Genomic DNA, 16248 nt, shown 5'->3' on the forward strand with positions numbered 1-16248 from the left:
GCTGCCAGTCTTGACCGGCAGCGTTGGCTGCGGCTTCATTAGCGGCCTATCTTTCCTGACGTGCCGTCATGACCGTTGCTTCGCCCGCCCAGCAGGTGCTGGAGCATTTCGCCGATCTGGCTCGAACCCGTGGCTACACCCTTGATAGCGCCCAACAGGCGGCCATCGAGCGCTTCGCCGTCTTGGCCGACGAGCTGCTGCGCCCGCGGCTGTTCCGCCGCCAAGCGCCGCGCAGCCTCTACCTCTGGGGGCCGGTGGGGCGTGGCAAGAGCTTCCTGCTGGACGGCTTCTTCGCCGCTCTACCATTCGCCGAGAAGCGCCGCGTGCACTTTCATGCCTTCTTTCGCGACCTGCACGAGCGCATGTTTCGTCAGCCAGCGGGTGGCGATGCCCTGGCCGCCAGCCTGGACGACCTGCTGGAAGGTTGCCGACTGCTCTGCTTCGATGAATTCCATGTGCATGACATCGGCGATGCCATGCTCATTACCCGGCTGTTCAAGGCGTTGTTCAGCCGCGGCGTGGTGCTGATCACCACCTCCAACTATCCGCCCGAAGGGCTGCTGCCCAATCCGCTCTACCACGAGCGCTTCCTGCCGGCGATCCGGTTGATCGAGACGCGTATGGACATTCTCTCGGTGGCCGGCCCCCAGGACTACCGCAGTGCCAGCTCCGTCGAGCCCGATCCCTTCGGCGTTGGCGCCTATCTCTGGCCGGGTAGCCCTGATCAGCGCCGCGCCCTGGGGCTGCCGCCGATGGCGGAGACGCGGGTGGAGGTAGCGGTGGGGCATCGCCATCTCCCCGCCATCAGCGCGGCGGATGGGCTGCTGCAGTTCAGTTTCGCCGAGCTCTGCGAAGGCCCCACGGCGGTCCTCGACTACCTGACCCTGAGCGAAACCTGGCACCGCTGGCTGCTCGACGAGGTACCTCCGCTGCGCGAGGCCAGCCCCGCCGCGCGACAGCGTTTCATCAACCTGGTGGATGTGCTCTACGACCGCCGGCTGGCGCTGTTCCTGGTCAGCGCCGCGCCTCTCGACGAGACCCTGGCCGACAGCGAGATCGCCGACATGTCGCGTACGCGCAGTCGGCTGTCCCAGCTGCGGCAGATCGGCCCCGGTTAGCGCTGTTGCCGTAGCTTCGCACTGTCCAGATGCCAGCGGCGCTGTTCGGCCGAGGCGCCATCGACGTCGTTGACCCGGCGCACCTGATAGCTGCCGCTAAAGGTCTGGCGAGTGCCGTCGACCAGGCGCGCCCTTACCGTGACCGGAACGCTGACATAGCTCGAGCCCGCCGCGCCCTCGACCGGACCGGGCTGACCGAGGGTCACCTGCACGCCGCGGGTCCGGGCATAGCCCTGGCGGAAGCGCTCGTAGCTGTTGCCGGGCTGGCCGTCGCTTCCCCATTGCTGCCAGGCGGTACCGTAGTCCCGGGCATCCAGCGCGCGGTAGTAGCGTGCCACCACTGCCGCAGCCGCTTCGGCGCTGCTGGGTAGCGGACCGCAACCGGGCTGCTTGGCAGCCTCGTCGTCACCGAACAGGGCGCAACTGCGGGCGATTTCGTCCTGCATCAGCGCGCAACTGTTGGCGGCGTTGCAGGGCGGATGCGTCGCGGGGGAGAGCGCCCGACAGGTCGTGGCCAGCGCCTGGGCCGGCTTTTGCCCCAGCTCCTGGGCGCAACTGCGCGGGGCACGCTCGGTGGCGGCCAGGGCACCGCTGGCAAGGGACCACAGCAGAAGAGGACAGAGCAGCAAGCGTGGGGGCATAGGTGCGATCCTTGGGCAAAGGCCCAGCCTAGCAGGCCGAGGTCGACACGGAAAAAGGCACGCGGCGGTCATCCGTCGTCTGGTCTCAGGGCTGACGTAAAAGCGTCATGCAGCCGGCGCAGGGTAGGCAGATCCCGTGTCGGAGTTCGCCCCATGCCTTCGTCCAGTCCAGCCGCCTCCCTGTCACCGCTGTCCCATCCCCTGCACAGTTCGCGCAAGCCCGGTCCGCTGCGGATCGTGCTGTTCATCGTGCTGCTGCTGACCGGTCTGGCGGTCACTCTCGGGGGTATCCACAGCGACGTCAGCGATGCCCAGTCGCCGCCCACCACCTGGCTGCCTTTCGCGGGGCTGGCGCTGGCGCTGGTGATCGCCCTCGGCTTCGAATTCGTCAACGGCTTCCACGACACCGCCAATGCCGTGGCCACGGTGATCTACACCCACTCGCTGCCGCCCAATGCGGCGGTGCTCTGGTCCGGCTTCTGCAATTTCCTCGGGGTGCTGTTCTCCAGCGGCGCGGTGGCCTTCAGCGTCATCGCCCTGCTGCCGGTGGACCTGGTGGTGGAAATGGGCGCGGGCCGGGGCTTCGCCATGATCTTCGCCTTGCTGATCGCCGCCATCATCTGGAATCTCGGTACCTGGTGGCTGGGCTTGCCGGCGTCCTCGTCCCATACCCTGATCGGCTCCATCATCGGCGTCGGCCTGATGCACGCCTGGCTGGGCGGCCTGGATGGCAGCAGCGGCGTGGACTGGGGCCAGGTGGCCAAGGTCGGCTATGCGCTGCTGTTCTCGCCGCTGATCGGCTTCGTCTGCGCGGCCGTGCTGCTGGTGCTGCTCAAGCGGATCGTGCGCGACCAGACGCTCTACCAGGAGCCGAAAAGCGCCGAACCGCCGCCGCCCTGGATCCGCGGCCTGCTGATCCTGACCTGCACCGGGGTGTCCTTCGCCCATGGTTCCAACGACGGCCAGAAGGGCATGGGGCTGATCATGCTGATCCTGGTCGGCGCCCTGCCGACCGCCTATGCGCTCAATCGCGCGGTGCCGGCCACCGCCACCCCGGCCTTTGCCGCTGTGGCCGAGGTCACCGCCAGCGGCCTGCGCCAGGCGGCGCCCCAGGCTGCGCCAGCCGATCCCCACGGCGTACTACTGGAATTCGTGCGCAAGCGGCAGAGCAATCCCGAGGTGCTGCCGGCGCTGGCGGCCATCACCGACGACATCGCGCGCGAGGTGCGTCAGTACGGCGCCCTCAACAACGTGCCGGCGCAGAGCATGCCCAACGTGCGCAATGCCATGTACCTGGCGTCGGAATCCATCCGCCTGCTGGAGAAGGAGCACCTGCCGGGCCTGGCGCCCAAGGCGCAGGAGGACCTCAAGGAATTCAAGCGGCAGATCGATCAGGCCACCCGCTTCATCCCGCTATGGGTGAAGGTGGCGGTGGCCATCGCCCTGGGCCTGGGCACCCTGGTCGGCTGGCGGCGCATCGTCATCACCGTTGGCGAGCGCATCGGCAAGACCCACCTGACCTATGCCCAGGGTGCCTCGGCCGAGCTGGTGGCCATGGGCACCATAGGCGCGGCGGATGCCTTCGGCCTGCCGGTCTCCACCACCCATGTGCTCTCTTCGGGCGTGGCCGGGACCATGGCCGCCAATGGTTCCGGATTGCAGTGGGCCACGGTGCGCAATCTGGCGCTGGCCTGGGTGCTCACCCTGCCGGTAGCCATGGCGCTGTCCGCTTCACTCTACTGGTTGCTGGTGCAGCTGTTCTGACACGGCCTCGGTCAGGCACTGGCGAAACAGCGCCACCGCCGGCAGATCGCGCCCGGCGTGGCGAGTGATGACCTGCAGTTCGCGATGGAAGGTGAGGGTGCCGAGCGATAGCCGGCGCACCCGCGCATGCTCCAGCCAGAGGCCGGCGCAGGGCACCAGGGCCACCCCCAGGCCGTGCTCCACCATCTTGACGATGGCGTCGAGCTCGTCGAGTTCGAGCACCTGGCGCACCGTCAGGCGCTGCTCGCGCAGAAAGGCGCTGACCCGGCGTCCGCCGAAGGAGTGGCGGTCGTAGCGGATGAAGGGTTGGGTCTCCAGCAACAGCCGGGGATCGTCACCTGTCAGCCCTGGCGGGACGATCAGCACGAAGGGTTCCTGCAACAAGGTGGTGGCGTGCAGCTCCTTGGGCAGCTCGAAGGGCGGGCGGATGAGGATGGCCAGGTCCAACTCGCCGGCGTCCACCTGGCTGAGCAGGGCGAGCGACACCCCAGGCACCAGGCGGGGCTCCAGGCGTGGCGCCCGCTGGCGCAGCCGCACCAGGGTGCCGGGCAGCAGGCCGGTCTGGACGCTGGCGATGGCGCCGATGCGCAACTCGCCCTGGATCTCGTCCCCGGCGCCCGCCATGCGGGCGTAGGTAGCGAGGATTTCCTCGGCCAAGGGCAGGGCGCGGCGTCCCGCGGCATTGAGCAGGGCGCTGCGTCCGTTGCGGTCGAAGAGATCCACGCCCAGGTTCTGCTCCAGATTGCGGATCTGGGCGCTCACCGCCGAAGGCGTGAGGCCTACGTGCAGACCGGCCGCGGCGAAGCTGCCATGGCGGACGACGGCGAGAAAGGTCTTGAGTTCGCGAAGCATGGCGGATGCCCGATGCCTGGATAGGGCACTGTAGCGAGCCCAGCGTCGAGCGACAAAAATTTCGATGCTCGGGGGCAGGAATATGCGCTTCATGCGCAGGAAAACTTGAGGTGAGAATGAGCCATCCATCCTCCATCAGGAATTCCACGTATGGCCCTGTCGCCCTTTCACCTCGCCATTCCCGTCTACGACCTGGCTGCCGCGCGGCATTTCTACGGGGAGGTCTTCGGCCTCGCCGAAGGCCGCTCCAGCGACCACTGGGTTGACTTCGACTTCTATGGCCACCAGTTGGTGATCCACGAGCATCCCAAGACCGCTTCCCAGGACGAAGCTCACACCAACGCCGTGGACGGCCACAACGTGCCGGTGCCGCACTTCGGCATCGTGCTGGGCTGGGACGAGTGGGAAGCCCTGGCCGACCGTCTGCGCGCCCGCGAGACTCAATTCGTCATCGAGCCCTACATCCGCTTCCAGGGCCAGGTGGGCGAGCAGGCCACCATGTTTCTGTTCGACCCCTGCGGCAACGCCCTGGAGTTCAAGGCGTTCAAGGACATGAGCCAGCTGTTCGCCAAATAGCGCGGCTCGGCCGGCCTGCCGTCGCGAAACCTAGGCAAAAGACGTGGCAACGGCCATCCTTGAGGTCTTGCCCGTCGCCCGGTCGCCGTCATGAATGCCCGCCAGCCCTTTCTCGATCCCTATCACCAGACCATTCGCCAGCTGTCCGACCGCATCGTCGCGGCCCAGGCGCCGATCCGCATCCTCGATGCGGTGAAGTGGGACGACGAGGTGCGCCAGGGTTTCCTGGATGGCAAGGGCAAGCGCCTGCCTGCGGTGGATCGCGCCTTCTACGACGGACGTCCGCTGGGGTTCGATGCCGATGCGCTCAAGGGCGAATTCCAGAGCATCGAGCGGGAGGTGACCCGCCAGCTCGGCCAGTTCAATCCGGTCGGCCAGATCATGAGGCGCATGTGCCGCGAGTACCGCATGGTGATTCGCATGTTGCAGGCGCGTGGCACCCCGGATTTCGGGCTGATCTCCCAAGAGCTCTATGGCGCCGCCTCGGACGCCTTTCATGCTGGCGATCCGACCCTGGCCGACCTGGGCATGATGATGTCCAGCTACCTGGACAACATCGCCCATCGCGGTGCCCTGGAGGACGAGCCCAAGACCCTGACCGCCAAGGACGCCGTGCCCATCCTGCAGGAACGGCTGAATCGGGTCTTCGGCGAGACGGAAGGCACCATCCGGGTGTTCGAGTCCGACGGTATCGTCGCCGACGCCGCGGCGGGCGCCGACTACATCAAGGTGCGTGCCGACGCCCTGTTCAACGAGCGTGACGTGCGCGCCCTGGAAGTCCACGAGGGCCTGGTGCACGTCGGTACCACCCTCAATGGCCAGAACCAGCCGATCTGCACCTTCCTGGCCAAGGGTCCGCCGTCGTCCACCGTGACCCAGGAGGGCCTGGCGATCCTCATGGAAGTGATCGCCTTCGCCTCCTATCCGACCCGCCTACGCAAGCTGACCAATCGCACCCGCGCCATCCACCTGGCCGAGGACGGCGCCGATTTTCTCGAGGTCTTCCGCTTCTTCCAGGAGCAGGGCTACGACTTGGAGTCGGGCTACCAGAACGCCAGCCGGGTGTTCCGCGGCTCGACGCCGACCGGGCTGCCCTTCACCAAGGACCTGTCCTATCTCAAGGGCTTCATCCTGATCTACAACTACATTCAGCTGGCGGTGCGCAAGGGCAAGCTGGAGCAGATCCCGCTGCTGTTCTGCGGCAAGACCACCCTGGAGGACATGCGCATCCTGCGCCAGCTGGTGGACGAGGGCGTGGTGGTGCCGCCCAAGTACCTGCCGGCGCAATTCCAGGACCTCAACGCCCTGGCGGCCTGGATGTGCTTTTCCAACTTCCTCAATCACCTGAGCCTGGATCGGATCGAGGCGGACTACGCCAACATCCTTTGAGAAGCTGGCAAGGATCTGAACAGGCCCTGACATGAAAAAGCCCCGGCAGACCAGGGCTTTTCTTTGCCAGGACCAGAGGTCGCCGGGATCAGTCGCCCTGGAAGGCCGCGGCGATGCTGGGTTCGCTGTCGCCTGCACGCTCCGGCAGGTGGGCCAGGGCACGGTTGAGAGCGCCGCAGGCTTCCCGGCCACTGGCGCGGGCGATGGCTTCGGCCACGGCGCTGCCGGGGATGGTCTCGTCGCGCAGCAGTTGCTCGGTGATGTCGTCCAGTGCCGGCTTGAGCTCGGTGATCAGCGCCAGGCAGCGATGATCCAGGCTGTGCAGCAGCTGATCGGCGGAGGCGATGCTGGGCGCGGCGTCGAACTCGATCCCGGCGTCGCGCAGGGCCTGCAGGCTGAGCAGCGAGCCGCTCGGGCCCATGCCCAGGGAGGCGACCATGGACAGCGCCAGCTTGGAGGCTTCCTGCAGGTCCTGGGCAGCGCCCGAAGAGACCTCGTTGAAGTACAGCTGCTCGGCGCAGCGGCCGGCCAGCAGCATCTGGATACGGCCTTCGAGTTCCGACTTCAGGTGCAGGCGCTTGTCTTCGGTGGGAGTGATCAGGGTCACGCCCAGGGCCTGGCCACGGGGCAGCAGGGTGACCTTTTCCACCCGGCCGACATTGAGCACGGCAGCGACCAGGGCATGACCGGCTTCGTGCACGGCGATGCGGGTGCGCTCGGCCGAACCCAGCGGGGTGACGCCGACCGGTTGCTCGCCGATCCGGCAGGTCTCGATGGCCTCGACGAAGTGGGCCATGGTCACGGCGCTGGCATTCTCGCGAGCGGCCAGCAGGGCGGCGTGGTTGCTGATGTAGGCGATGGCCGCCGGGGTCAGGCCCACGGTGCCGCGCGACAGGGCGGCCAGGTCCAGTTCGCCTTCGCAGGGCAGCTTGCCGGCATAGAGTTCGAACAGGGCGCGACGGTCTTCCAGGCTCGGCAGCGGCACGGCGATGGTACGGTCGAAGCGACCTTCGCGGCGCAGCGCCGGATCCAGGGAGTCGGCGAAGTTGGTGGCGCCCAGGACCAGCACGCCACTGGTGCCGTCGAAGCCGTCCAGTTCGGTGAGGAACTGGTTGATGATGCGGTTGGCTTCGGCATCGCTGGAGCGCGACTGCTCGGCGCGGCGACCGATGCCGTCGATCTCGTCGATGAAGATGATGCAGGGCGCTTTCTTGCGCGCCGTGCGGAACAGCGACTTGACCTTCTGGATGCCGACACCAAAGAACATCGAGGAGAAGTCGCTGCCGGTCACCTGAATGAAGTGGGCGTTGCACTCGGTCGCCAGGGCCTTGGCCAACTGGGTCTTGCCGGTGCCGGGCTCGCCGGTCAGCAGTACGCCCTTGGGCGGACGGGCGCCGAGGGCGGCGAAGGCCTCGGGATTGCGCAGGCAGGTGGTGACGTCTTCCAGGGCGCGCTTGGCTTCGGCGGCGCCGACCACATCTTTGAAGGAGATGCCGGTGCCCTTGCGGTGCAGCTTGAAGGGGCTGGCGAAACGCAGCGCCAGGGGCACGGCCAGCAGCAGCAGGAGCAGGTAGCCCGGCAGGTTGAACAGCAGGGCATCCAGCCAGGGGTGGCGCTGGCCGGACTCGCTCCAGGTGGCGATCGGGAACAGCGGCTCGGCTTGGGTGGCGTAGTCGGCCAGCAGCCGGTCGGTCAGGCGACCGCCATTGTCGGTCACCGCGTAGTGCTCGCCGCGGGTGGTGTCGATGTAGAGGGTATGGTCACCGATCACGGCGCCACTGATGACCTTGGCGCGCAGATCGGCCAGCAGCACGGAGAAATCGCGAGGCTCCTGGGTCCAGTGTTCAGGCGTCTGCTGCACACTGGCGAGCATGGCCGTGGCGGTCGGAGCCGGGGTGGAAGGCTTGAGCCACCACCAGCAGGCCAGGCTGACGAGGGTGACGAGGGCGAGAGCACCGGCGATCAGCAGGCGCGGATACTTGGAAACGACGGACTTCTTCATTCACATACCGTTGGGTAGGAGCGACATCGGACGCGGACTCCCGGATTATCGGCCTGTGGGAAAAAGGGTGAACCTCGGTTCCCGGGAAAACGATGAGCGGACTCACCATCCGTCGAGTATCGTCACACTTTCGGCCTTTTTAGCGGTCCGCAAGACCCCCTTGTGTTGCCTTAGATGTCAGGAGCCAGCGCCCTTATGCCCGATCCCTTCGATTGCCGGTCCGGACTCGCGCCGCTCCCCGAGGTCCTGCTCGATCGCTTGCGACAAGCCGACGAGGTGCTGGTGCTGACCGGCGCCGGCGTCTCGGCGGAGAGTGGCATAGCCACCTTTCGCGAAGCCCTGACCGGTCTCTGGGCGCGCTTCGATCCGGCGCAACTGGCCACCGCGGAGGCCTTTCAGGAGGATCCCGCGCGGGTCTGGAGTTGGTACGAGTGGCGGCGTGCCCAGGTGCTCAGGGCCGAACCCAACCCGGCCCATCGCGCCCTGGCGGACTGGGCCGACCGCCAGGGGCGATTGCGGCTGGTCACCCAGAATGTCGACGACCTGCATGAGCGGGCTGGCAGTCGCGACGTCATCCATCTGCACGGCAGCCTGCATGAACCACGCTGCTTCGATTGCGCGAATCCCCTGGCGGCGGCGCCACCCGTGGGCGCAGAGGCGCAGCTGCTGGCGCCGCCGACCTGTCCGCTGTGCGGCGGCTTGGCGCGGCCCGGGGTGGTGTGGTTCGGCGAGTCCTTGCCGGAAGCGGCCCTGGCTACCGCCTGGGCGCTGGCCGAGCGCTGCGACCTCTGCCTGGTAGTAGGCACGTCCGGTTTGGTGCAGCCAGCCGCCAGTCTGCCGGTGGTGGCGCGCCAGCAGGGGGCGACGGTGATACGCATCGACCCGCAGCCGGCGGCGGATTTCCAGGCGGACTGGCAGTTGCTGGGGGCTGCGGGCCTGATCCTGCCAGCGCTGCTGGAACGCCTCTAGGACATCAGTGCAGCGCCTGGCCGCCGGTGCCCAGGGCATCCAGGGTGCGCTTGAGCGCGGTGTAGGCCTGGCGCTGGTCCTCGTCTTCGGTCAGCAGGCCGTCGAACAGGGTGGCCACCAGCGCCGGATCCTGCGCCACGAAGCGGTCGATGAGGACATCGTTGTCCTGGCGACCCGCGGTGATCAGCAGCACGGCGAGCTGGGCGACATAGCGTGCGGCGAGCGGATAGGCCTTGAGGAAGACCTTGAAGGGTGCATCGGCCAGACCCGGCGCGAAGCCCTTGGCCAACCCCTGCTGGGCGGCGGCGATGGCCTGGCGGACGGCGTCCTGCCAGTTGCCGGCGGTTACCGCACCGGCAGGCAGGGCACGGCGCATCTGGCCGAGCAGGCTGTTGAGGAAGATGCGGCGATTGGCTTGATAGTCATGATCGGTATCGAGCAGTTCGCTGCGGATGCGCGTCAGGACGCGATCGTCTTCGGCATCGGCGGTCACCGCCTGCTTGAAGGCCAGGGTCAGCTCGCGATCCAGCAGACCCGGCTTGCGACCCTCCAGCTCGGCCTGCAGCAGCGGGCCGCTGGAGTCGGCGAAGAAGAAGCGCTCGGCATGGGGCGCCAGGCGCTCGCGCAGGCGCGGCCAGAGATCTGCGGCAAACAGCTGCTCGGCCGTACCGCCGGAGACGATGACCCGGTGCTGCGGCGCCTCGGCCAGATAGTCGAACAGCGCAGGGCTATCGAGCGCGGTGCGATCGACGATGAGATAACGGTGCTTCACGGTCACTCCTGAATACGACGGCCGGACCTTTCGAGGCGCGGCGGGATGGCCATTAGTCTATAGGAAGGCGGGAACGCTTGGCCCGGCCTTTGGCCTAATCCACCAGGGTGCAGCCCGCGACACCCTTCCTTTCGCGGCAGGAGGACACCACGATGCGCAAGACCCCGCTGATACTTGCCCTAAGCGCCGCCCTGGCTCTGGTAGCCGGCCCTAGCCTGGCCGCCAGCAACAATGACGCCGGTGTGACCGGTAATGGCATCGGCGCGCCGGGCAGCTCCAACACCGGCAAGCGCGACAGCGCCGACGATACCTCCACGGCCAATCCAACCACCCAGAAAAAGACCGGCAAGACGCCCGCCACCAAGCAGGGCAGCCAGCAGAAGCGCGAACTCAACGATTGACGGTCACGAAAAAGGCGCCTCTTGGGGCGCCTGTTCGACAGCGGTTGCCAGACTCAGGACGCGCGGGTGTAGCGCACTTGCCAGTCGAGGCGTTCGTGGGTCGCCCGCTCGATGCGGGCACGGCTGTCGCAGATGAAGGCTTCCAGCAGGGAGTTGTCGAGCAGATCGACCCGGGCGATGCGTCGCTGCAACAGTGCCGTGCCGTTGGGTGCATAGACCTCGACGTTGAAGGTCGCCTGATCCTGGGCGGTCATGGCGCACAACATGGGTTGGAAAGCGCCCTTGATAATGGTGTTCGCATCCGTGAACTTCAGCGGCTCGGCCATCGCAATCACTCCTGTCAGCTATAACGCTTCGACCGATTCTTGCGGTACCCGTTCGACTTTCGCCACGACCGGCTGGCAGATTTGTGATGCAGGTGCTAGCGCGCCTCGTGCAGAAGACAACCGGTCAGTTGATCAGGGTGCCAAAGGCCTTGTCGGCTTCGATGACCTGGGGCAGTTCGGCCAGCAGTTCGTCCAGATCCACGCCTTCCAGCAAGGCGTTGCCCAAGGCGACCTTGGCCTGTTCGTTGATGCCGCCATGGCGACGCAGGACAAAGGAGACCAGGCGGGCCTGGGCCACCAGCCGCGCCTGGGTGGGGTCGTCGGGGGCGTCCTGGGGGTGCAGCTGATAGGCGATGGCGTGCTGGATCACCACGGGCAGCTGCCAGCGGCGAGCCAGCTCGGCACCCACTTCGGGATAGCCGAAGCCGAGGGCTTCCCCTTCCACGAAGGGCGCACGCTGCTCGGCATCTATTCGCGCGGCGATGTCGGGTGCTGCCGTCCTGATCAGCAATTCGCCGATGCTGTGCAGCATGCCGCAGGTAAAGGCCGTTTCCGGATCGGCACCGACCTGGCGGGCGAGGACGCGACAGATGCTGGCCACGTCGAAACTGTGCTGCCAGAAATCTCGCGGGTCGAAGGCCGGGTTATGGCGGAAGGCTGCCGTGACCGCCGACGCCAGCACCAGGGTACGCAGGGCATCGAAGCCCAGGCGGATGGCCGCGCCTTCGATGCTGGTGGACGGGCGGACGCCGCGAAAGCGTACCGAGTTGGCCAGGCGCAAGACCTTGGCCGAGAGCACTGGATCCAATGCCAGGTTACGAGCGATGCCTTCGATGCTGCTGCGGGGATCGTCGAACTGCTGGATGAGCTCCTGCGCCACCTTGGGAATGCTGGGAAGGGTATGCAGGTGGTCGAACAGAGCATCGATTTCCATGATGGCGCCTGGTGTGTTCTATGCCGGTAGAAAAGGGGCTTGAGGTCGCTCGAAGCATGAACGACGGCTTGGGCACTGCCAAGCCTAGCCGAAAATCTCAAGCGCAGAGCTTAGCGGGAGGGGCCTGCGGGTTCGCAGGGCGAGCTGACCGGTGGCGTCTTTTCGCCGCCGTTCGTTTCGTCGGTGCGGTGGAGAAAGCGGTCCTATGCTGTCTGGTCAGAGGCAGGGTGATGTTCAGACGTCTATCGTCTTGCTTGAATCCGCTTTTCGCCGACGAAACGCAACGAATGGGATAGCATCTAATGATGTCAGTTGGCCACTAAATTTGGCGTTCGAGTTATGCAATGACCTATCAGACTCATATTCGCCAAATGCTGCAGTTGCCCAATGTGCTGGCGCAGACCACTGGCATCCTGGGTTGGTTGATCAGTGTGCTGATCAACCCCTTCCTGAGCGCTGGGGTCCCGCTGTGGGGCTGGCTGGCCTTTGGCGGGATGGTCGGCTCGTGCCTGACGATGGCCACGGCGCGGCGCTTTGTCGTCTGGCGCTTGTTCGCCTTGGTATTCGTGCTCTTCGAAGCCCTGGCCTTTCGTTTCCAGATCCTGCAGATGGGCGAGCCCGGCCAGGCCTGGATGATTCCCATGGCCATCGTCATCACCCTGGGCTCGACCATCCTCTTTTCCCATGTGCTCGACTACGGCATCGCCGCCGCTGCCGTCTGGCTGCTGCTCTTCTACGGGCAGATGGACCTGGTCGCAGCGATGGGCCTGCCGCTGTTCGTGGTGATGCTCGGCGCCAGTTTGGCCCTGGGCGTGCTGCTCAATGCCACCTTCGTGCGTATCGTCGCCAGCACCCTGGAACTTAAGGAAAACTACCGGCGGCAGGCGGAGACCGATGCCCTCACCGGCATCAGCAACCGACGGGCGCTGATGCTGGACATAGAGCAGATCTGCGAGGAGGCCTCGCCGTCCTGGTATTTCGCCATGCTCGATATCGATGACTTCAAACGGATCAACGACCGCTTCGGCCATGACGTGGGCGACCAGGTACTGAAGGAAATCGCGACCATCCTGGGCCGGCATTTCCCCGCTGGCCGCTTCGGCCGCCTGGGCGGCGAGGAGTTCGGCATGTTGCTGGAGGCCGAGGACGAGCGGCACCTGGCGCAGCGGTTGCAGGCGCTGCTCGATGACATCCGCAGCAACACCAGCACCGGTACCTGCTTTTCCTTTAGTGCGGGCGTCGCACGCCTGGCCCCGGGTTATCAGCCTTCCGATCTGCTCAAGCAGGCCGATGGCGAGCTCTACCAGGCCAAGCGCGCCGGCAAGGACCGGGTGCACTACCGCGGTGGCATGATCTGCGGCTGATCGTCGTCGGGGTCCACCGATGGGTAGGTGCGATTACGCCCCAGGTGCTTGGCGCGATAGAGGGCGGCGTCGGCATTGGCCAGCAGCTCGGCGGGCTGCGGCGGCTGCAGCCCCCCGGGTGTCTGGACGGCGAAGCCGAGGCTGACGGTGATGCGGCCGAAGGCGCTGGTGGCGTGGGGTACCTCCAGAACCTGCAGCCGCTCCTGGACCGCAAGGGCCACCTGCTGGGCACCGGCCGCGTCGCAGTTGGGTAGCAAGAGAGCCATTTCCTCGCCACCGTAGCGCACCGCCAGATCGCCCGGGCGCCGTGCTGCCGAGGCCACTACGCCAGCTACCGCCTGCAGGCAGCGATCACCCGCCGGATGACCGTAGTGATCGTTATAGGCCTTGAAGTGATCGATGTCGATCATCAGCAGGCTGAGCGGTTGATGGTTGCGCTGCGCCCGCGCCAGTTCCACCGGCAGCAGGGTGTCGAACTGCCGGCGATTGCCCAGGCCGGTCAGGCTGTCCTTGAGCGTCAGCTTGTGCAACTCATCATGGGCCAGGCGCAGGGCCACTTCGATACGTTCGCTGGCGCGGATTTCCCGCAAGAGGCTGAAGCCGAAGATCAGCATCCCAAGGATGATGAGGCCCACCACCGTCACCGAACGCAGCATGTCCTGGCGCCAGCTGACGAGGATATCGCTCTTGGAGATGCCGGCCAGGGCTACCAGCGGATAACCTTCCAGATGCTGGAAGGCATAGAGGCGCTCGCGCCCGTCGATCATGGCGCGTACCAGGGCGGTACCTGTGGACGCCTGGGTCACGTACTGGCGAAACAGCACGCTGCTGGCCAGCGGCGTGCCGACGTGCTCGGGCACATAGGGGCGCCGTACCATCAGGGTGCCGTCGTCCAGCGCCAGGGTGATGGCGCCTCGGCCGTCCAGTTTGAAGCGGGCGTAATAGTCTACGAAATACTGCAGGCGAATGGTGGCGAGCAGGACCCCGGCGAAGTGGCCAGCGCGGTCTTCCAGGCGCCGAGACACCGGAATGATCAGCTCATGAGTGCTGCGGCTTTCGATCACGGCGCCGACGTGCAGCCGGTCTTCCGGATGCTCCCGGTGAAACTGGAAATACTCACGGTCGGCGTTGCTGGCCTGGGGCGGGTTGCTGCTCTTGTCGGTCACCCGCCAGTTGCCGTCGCGATCGTAGATGAACAACCCGTGGAGCTGCGGCAGCAGAGTCGCCTGGCGTGCCAGCAGGCGATGCACCCGCGGGCGATCCAGCTGGTCGAGCGGTTGGTCCTCCAGGCGGTCACGGATGCTGACCAGCAACGAATCGGCTTCCTTGATGGCATCGTCGGCGTGCTGGGCCGCTGCCAGGGCGATGTTGCCGACATCGCTGCGCGCGCTGGCGAAGGCATTCTGGTAGTTGCGCCACACCTGCCAGGACTCCAGTGCCAGGATCACCGCGACGGCGCAGACGAGCAGCCAGAGTGCCAGGCGCTGGGTGGCCGGATTACGGGGCGGAGCGGGGTGATCGGCAGCGTCGACCATGGCGGGGCAGCTTCCTCGTCCTCGGTGTGCAGGAGACCGCAACCCGGCCGATTGAGACGTCATGAAAGTCGTAAAGTCATACAAGTCTACAGTTTCGTCGGAATCTTGCAGAGAGAACGAATCCTCTCGCCGTGCTCGTGGTCATTAGCGAAACAGCCGTCCATGGGGATGGTGAATCAGCCAGTACCTGACCAGGAGGTCACAGATGTCGCAGATCGCCGAACAAATCGTCGAAGACGCCATGCAGCGCATCGAGGAGAACGAGCTGCAGCATGCCGCCGATCCTGTACGCAGTTTTTCCCTGACCCTGACCGATCCGGCGGAAATCCAGGTCGGCGCGGAGATCTACTTTCTCTTCGAGCAGCGCCTCAAGGGCTTCTATCCCGATGCGCGCGTCGTGGTCCGTGGCCATGCGGCCGAGGGCTACAACATCACTGCCCAGGTCGAACGTCGCCGTTCGGCCTAGGCCCCGGCGTCCGCACCTCGTGCTAGGTGCGGGCGAGCTTGACCAGCTGCCGGGCCAGTAGTGGCCCGGTCAGTACCACGCCGATCAGCCGCAGTGCCTGCATGGCCAGTACCAGACCGACATCGGCATGGGCATCCACCGCGATGATGGCCATCGAATCCAGTCCACCCGGGCTGGTAGCCAGGTAGGCGGTGAGAAAATCGACGTGCATCAGCCGCGCCATCAGCAGCGCCGACAGGGCGCACAGGGCGATGAGCAGCAGCGAGGCGAAAATCATCTTGGGCAGGGCCCGCCAGACATAGCTGACGGTGGCCCGGTCGAATCTCAGGCCAACATAGCAGCCCATGGCGCCATAGGCCGCCGCGAGCAGCAGGTGGGGCAGCGTGATATCCAGCCAACCATTGAGTTGCAGCAGGGTGCCCAGGGCGATGGGTAACAGCAGGGCGCCGGCGGGAAACAGCCGTCCGCCCAACCAGCTGCCGGCCAGGGCTACTCCCAGGGTCAGCGCCAGGTTGAAGGCGAAGTGTCCGTCCAGGCTGATGCCAGTGGCCTGATGACCCGTGCCGCTGCCTTCCGCGCCCAGTAGCCGGCCCACCAGGGCACTGATGAGCACCACGCAGACCACGCGCACGTATTGCATGGTGGCGACGATACGGGGGTCGGCGCCGTATTCCTCGGCCATGGCGACCATGGCGGCGGCTGCACCTGGCGTGGTGCCCCAGGCCGCGGTGCTACCGGGCAGGCCGCCAAAACGTACCAGCAGGGCCCCGGTGAGCAGGCTGAGCAAGACGGTCAGGGCGGTGGCCAGCAGCATCACCGGCCAGTGCTCGGCAACGGTGAGCAGTACCGCGGCGGTCATGGCATGGGCGATCAGGCAGCCCACCACCCCCTGACCGGACTGGAACAGGCGCCGTGGCAGACGGATGCTGGCGCCGCTGACGCCAAAGGCGATGGCCACCAGCATGGGGCCCAGAAAGAGCGCGGCGGGCACCTGCAGCCAGCTGAGTCCGCCCCCGACCAGGGCCGAGCAAAGGATCAGGGCAAGCCATTGCAGCAGGGGAGGACAGGGCAGGTTGGCGGGCGGGATGGGCAAGACGGTCTCCAAACGGCGAGGGGCCGGCGAGGCGTACCGACCCCGG

General features: G+C 66.3%; 16 protein-coding genes. 8 read left to right on the plus strand and 8 right to left on the minus strand.

The annotated features are described in order from the left end of the window. The first annotated feature begins 68 nt into the window (after positions 1-68). Positions 69-1118, plus strand: coding sequence for a cell division protein ZapE (gene zapE, locus ACUCV0_RS22355; RefSeq protein ID WP_482213774.1), 1050 nt, complete (start codon positions 69-71; stop codon positions 1116-1118). Here zapE and ACUCV0_RS22360 read toward each other — a convergent pair. Continuing rightward, a complete protein-coding gene (locus ACUCV0_RS22360; protein ID WP_482213775.1) occupies positions 1115-1759 on the minus strand; it encodes a hypothetical protein in 645 nt (214 codons plus the stop codon). The genes zapE and ACUCV0_RS22360 overlap by 4 nt on opposite strands. A gap of 153 nt (positions 1760-1912) precedes the next feature. On the opposite strand from ACUCV0_RS22360, the gene ACUCV0_RS22365 reads away from it, so the two are divergent. Then, positions 1913-3523 carry an inorganic phosphate transporter gene (locus tag ACUCV0_RS22365; protein ID WP_271654031.1) on the plus strand — a complete coding sequence of 537 codons (1611 nt, stop codon included), beginning with the start codon at positions 1913-1915 and terminating at the stop codon, positions 3521-3523. Here ACUCV0_RS22365 and ACUCV0_RS22370 read toward each other — a convergent pair. Further along, entirely contained in the window at positions 3491-4375 is an 885-nt protein-coding gene (locus ACUCV0_RS22370; protein ID WP_434775888.1) for a LysR family transcriptional regulator, read from the minus strand. The two genes, ACUCV0_RS22365 and ACUCV0_RS22370, sit on opposite strands and share 33 nt — an antisense overlap. Before the next feature lie 150 nt (positions 4376-4525). Here ACUCV0_RS22370 and ACUCV0_RS22375 point away from each other — a divergent pair, with 150 nt between their 5' ends. After that, positions 4526-4951, plus strand: coding sequence for a VOC family protein (locus tag ACUCV0_RS22375; protein ID WP_059313778.1), 426 nt, complete (start codon positions 4526-4528; stop codon positions 4949-4951). A gap of 90 nt (positions 4952-5041) precedes the next feature. After that, positions 5042-6340: a flavohemoglobin expression-modulating QEGLA motif protein gene (locus tag ACUCV0_RS22380; RefSeq protein ID WP_059313779.1), complete on the plus strand. Its 1299-nt coding sequence runs from the start codon at positions 5042-5044 to the stop codon at positions 6338-6340. A gap of 88 nt (positions 6341-6428) precedes the next feature. Here the strand turns inward: ACUCV0_RS22380 and ACUCV0_RS22385 are convergent, their stop codons facing one another. Beyond that, positions 6429-8342, minus strand: a complete 1914-nt coding sequence (locus tag ACUCV0_RS22385; protein WP_059313780.1) for an AAA family ATPase — start codon at positions 8340-8342, stop codon at positions 6429-6431. A 195-nt stretch (positions 8343-8537) separates the two neighbouring features. Between ACUCV0_RS22385 and ACUCV0_RS22390 the strand changes: the two genes are divergently transcribed. Then, positions 8538-9311 (plus strand): SIR2 family NAD-dependent protein deacylase, encoded by a 774-nt coding sequence (locus tag ACUCV0_RS22390; protein ID WP_482213776.1) that lies wholly within the window; start codon positions 8538-8540, stop codon positions 9309-9311. Positions 9312-9315: 4 nt separating this feature from the next. Here ACUCV0_RS22390 and ACUCV0_RS22395 read toward each other — a convergent pair whose 3' ends face one another. Continuing rightward, positions 9316-10083 (minus strand): hypothetical protein, encoded by a 768-nt coding sequence (locus ACUCV0_RS22395; RefSeq protein WP_059313782.1) that lies wholly within the window; start codon positions 10081-10083, stop codon positions 9316-9318. Between the two features lie 152 nt (positions 10084-10235). On the opposite strand from ACUCV0_RS22395, the gene ACUCV0_RS22400 reads away from it, so the two are divergent. Beyond that, positions 10236-10484: a hypothetical protein gene (locus ACUCV0_RS22400; protein ID WP_059313783.1), complete on the plus strand. Its 249-nt coding sequence runs from the start codon at positions 10236-10238 to the stop codon at positions 10482-10484. Positions 10485-10537: 53 nt separating this feature from the next. On the opposite strand, the gene ACUCV0_RS22405 is transcribed toward ACUCV0_RS22400, so the two are convergent. Both ACUCV0_RS22405 and ACUCV0_RS22410 read right to left on the minus strand, forming a co-directional pair. Then, entirely contained in the window at positions 10538-10810 is a 273-nt protein-coding gene (locus ACUCV0_RS22405; RefSeq protein ID WP_059313784.1) for a hypothetical protein, read from the minus strand. 124 nt (positions 10811-10934) lie between these two features. Continuing rightward, positions 10935-11747 (minus strand): HDOD domain-containing protein, encoded by an 813-nt coding sequence (locus ACUCV0_RS22410; protein WP_482213796.1) that lies wholly within the window; start codon positions 11745-11747, stop codon positions 10935-10937. Positions 11748-12088: 341 nt separating this feature from the next. On the opposite strand from ACUCV0_RS22410, the gene ACUCV0_RS22415 reads away from it, so the two are divergent. Continuing rightward, the gene (locus ACUCV0_RS22415; protein WP_482213777.1) at positions 12089-13108 is read left to right on the plus strand and encodes a GGDEF domain-containing protein; all 1020 of its coding nucleotides are present in this window, start codon (positions 12089-12091) and stop codon (positions 13106-13108) included. On the opposite strand, the gene ACUCV0_RS22420 is transcribed toward ACUCV0_RS22415, so the two are convergent. Further along, positions 13081-14643: a GGDEF domain-containing protein gene (locus ACUCV0_RS22420; RefSeq protein WP_482213778.1), complete on the minus strand. Its 1563-nt coding sequence runs from the start codon at positions 14641-14643 to the stop codon at positions 13081-13083. The two genes, ACUCV0_RS22415 and ACUCV0_RS22420, sit on opposite strands and share 28 nt — an antisense overlap. A gap of 205 nt (positions 14644-14848) precedes the next feature. Between ACUCV0_RS22420 and ACUCV0_RS22425 the strand changes: the two genes are divergently transcribed. Next, positions 14849-15109 carry a hypothetical protein gene (locus ACUCV0_RS22425; RefSeq protein WP_059313788.1) on the plus strand — a complete coding sequence of 87 codons (261 nt, stop codon included), beginning with the start codon at positions 14849-14851 and terminating at the stop codon, positions 15107-15109. A gap of 22 nt (positions 15110-15131) precedes the next feature. Here ACUCV0_RS22425 and ACUCV0_RS22430 read toward each other — a convergent pair whose 3' ends face one another. Beyond that, positions 15132-16202 (minus strand): AbrB family transcriptional regulator, encoded by a 1071-nt coding sequence (locus ACUCV0_RS22430; RefSeq protein ID WP_482213779.1) that lies wholly within the window; start codon positions 16200-16202, stop codon positions 15132-15134. Between the last annotated feature and the right edge of the window lie 46 nt (positions 16203-16248).

It is taken from the genome of Pseudomonas sp. VMV1 (assembly GCF_056790235.1).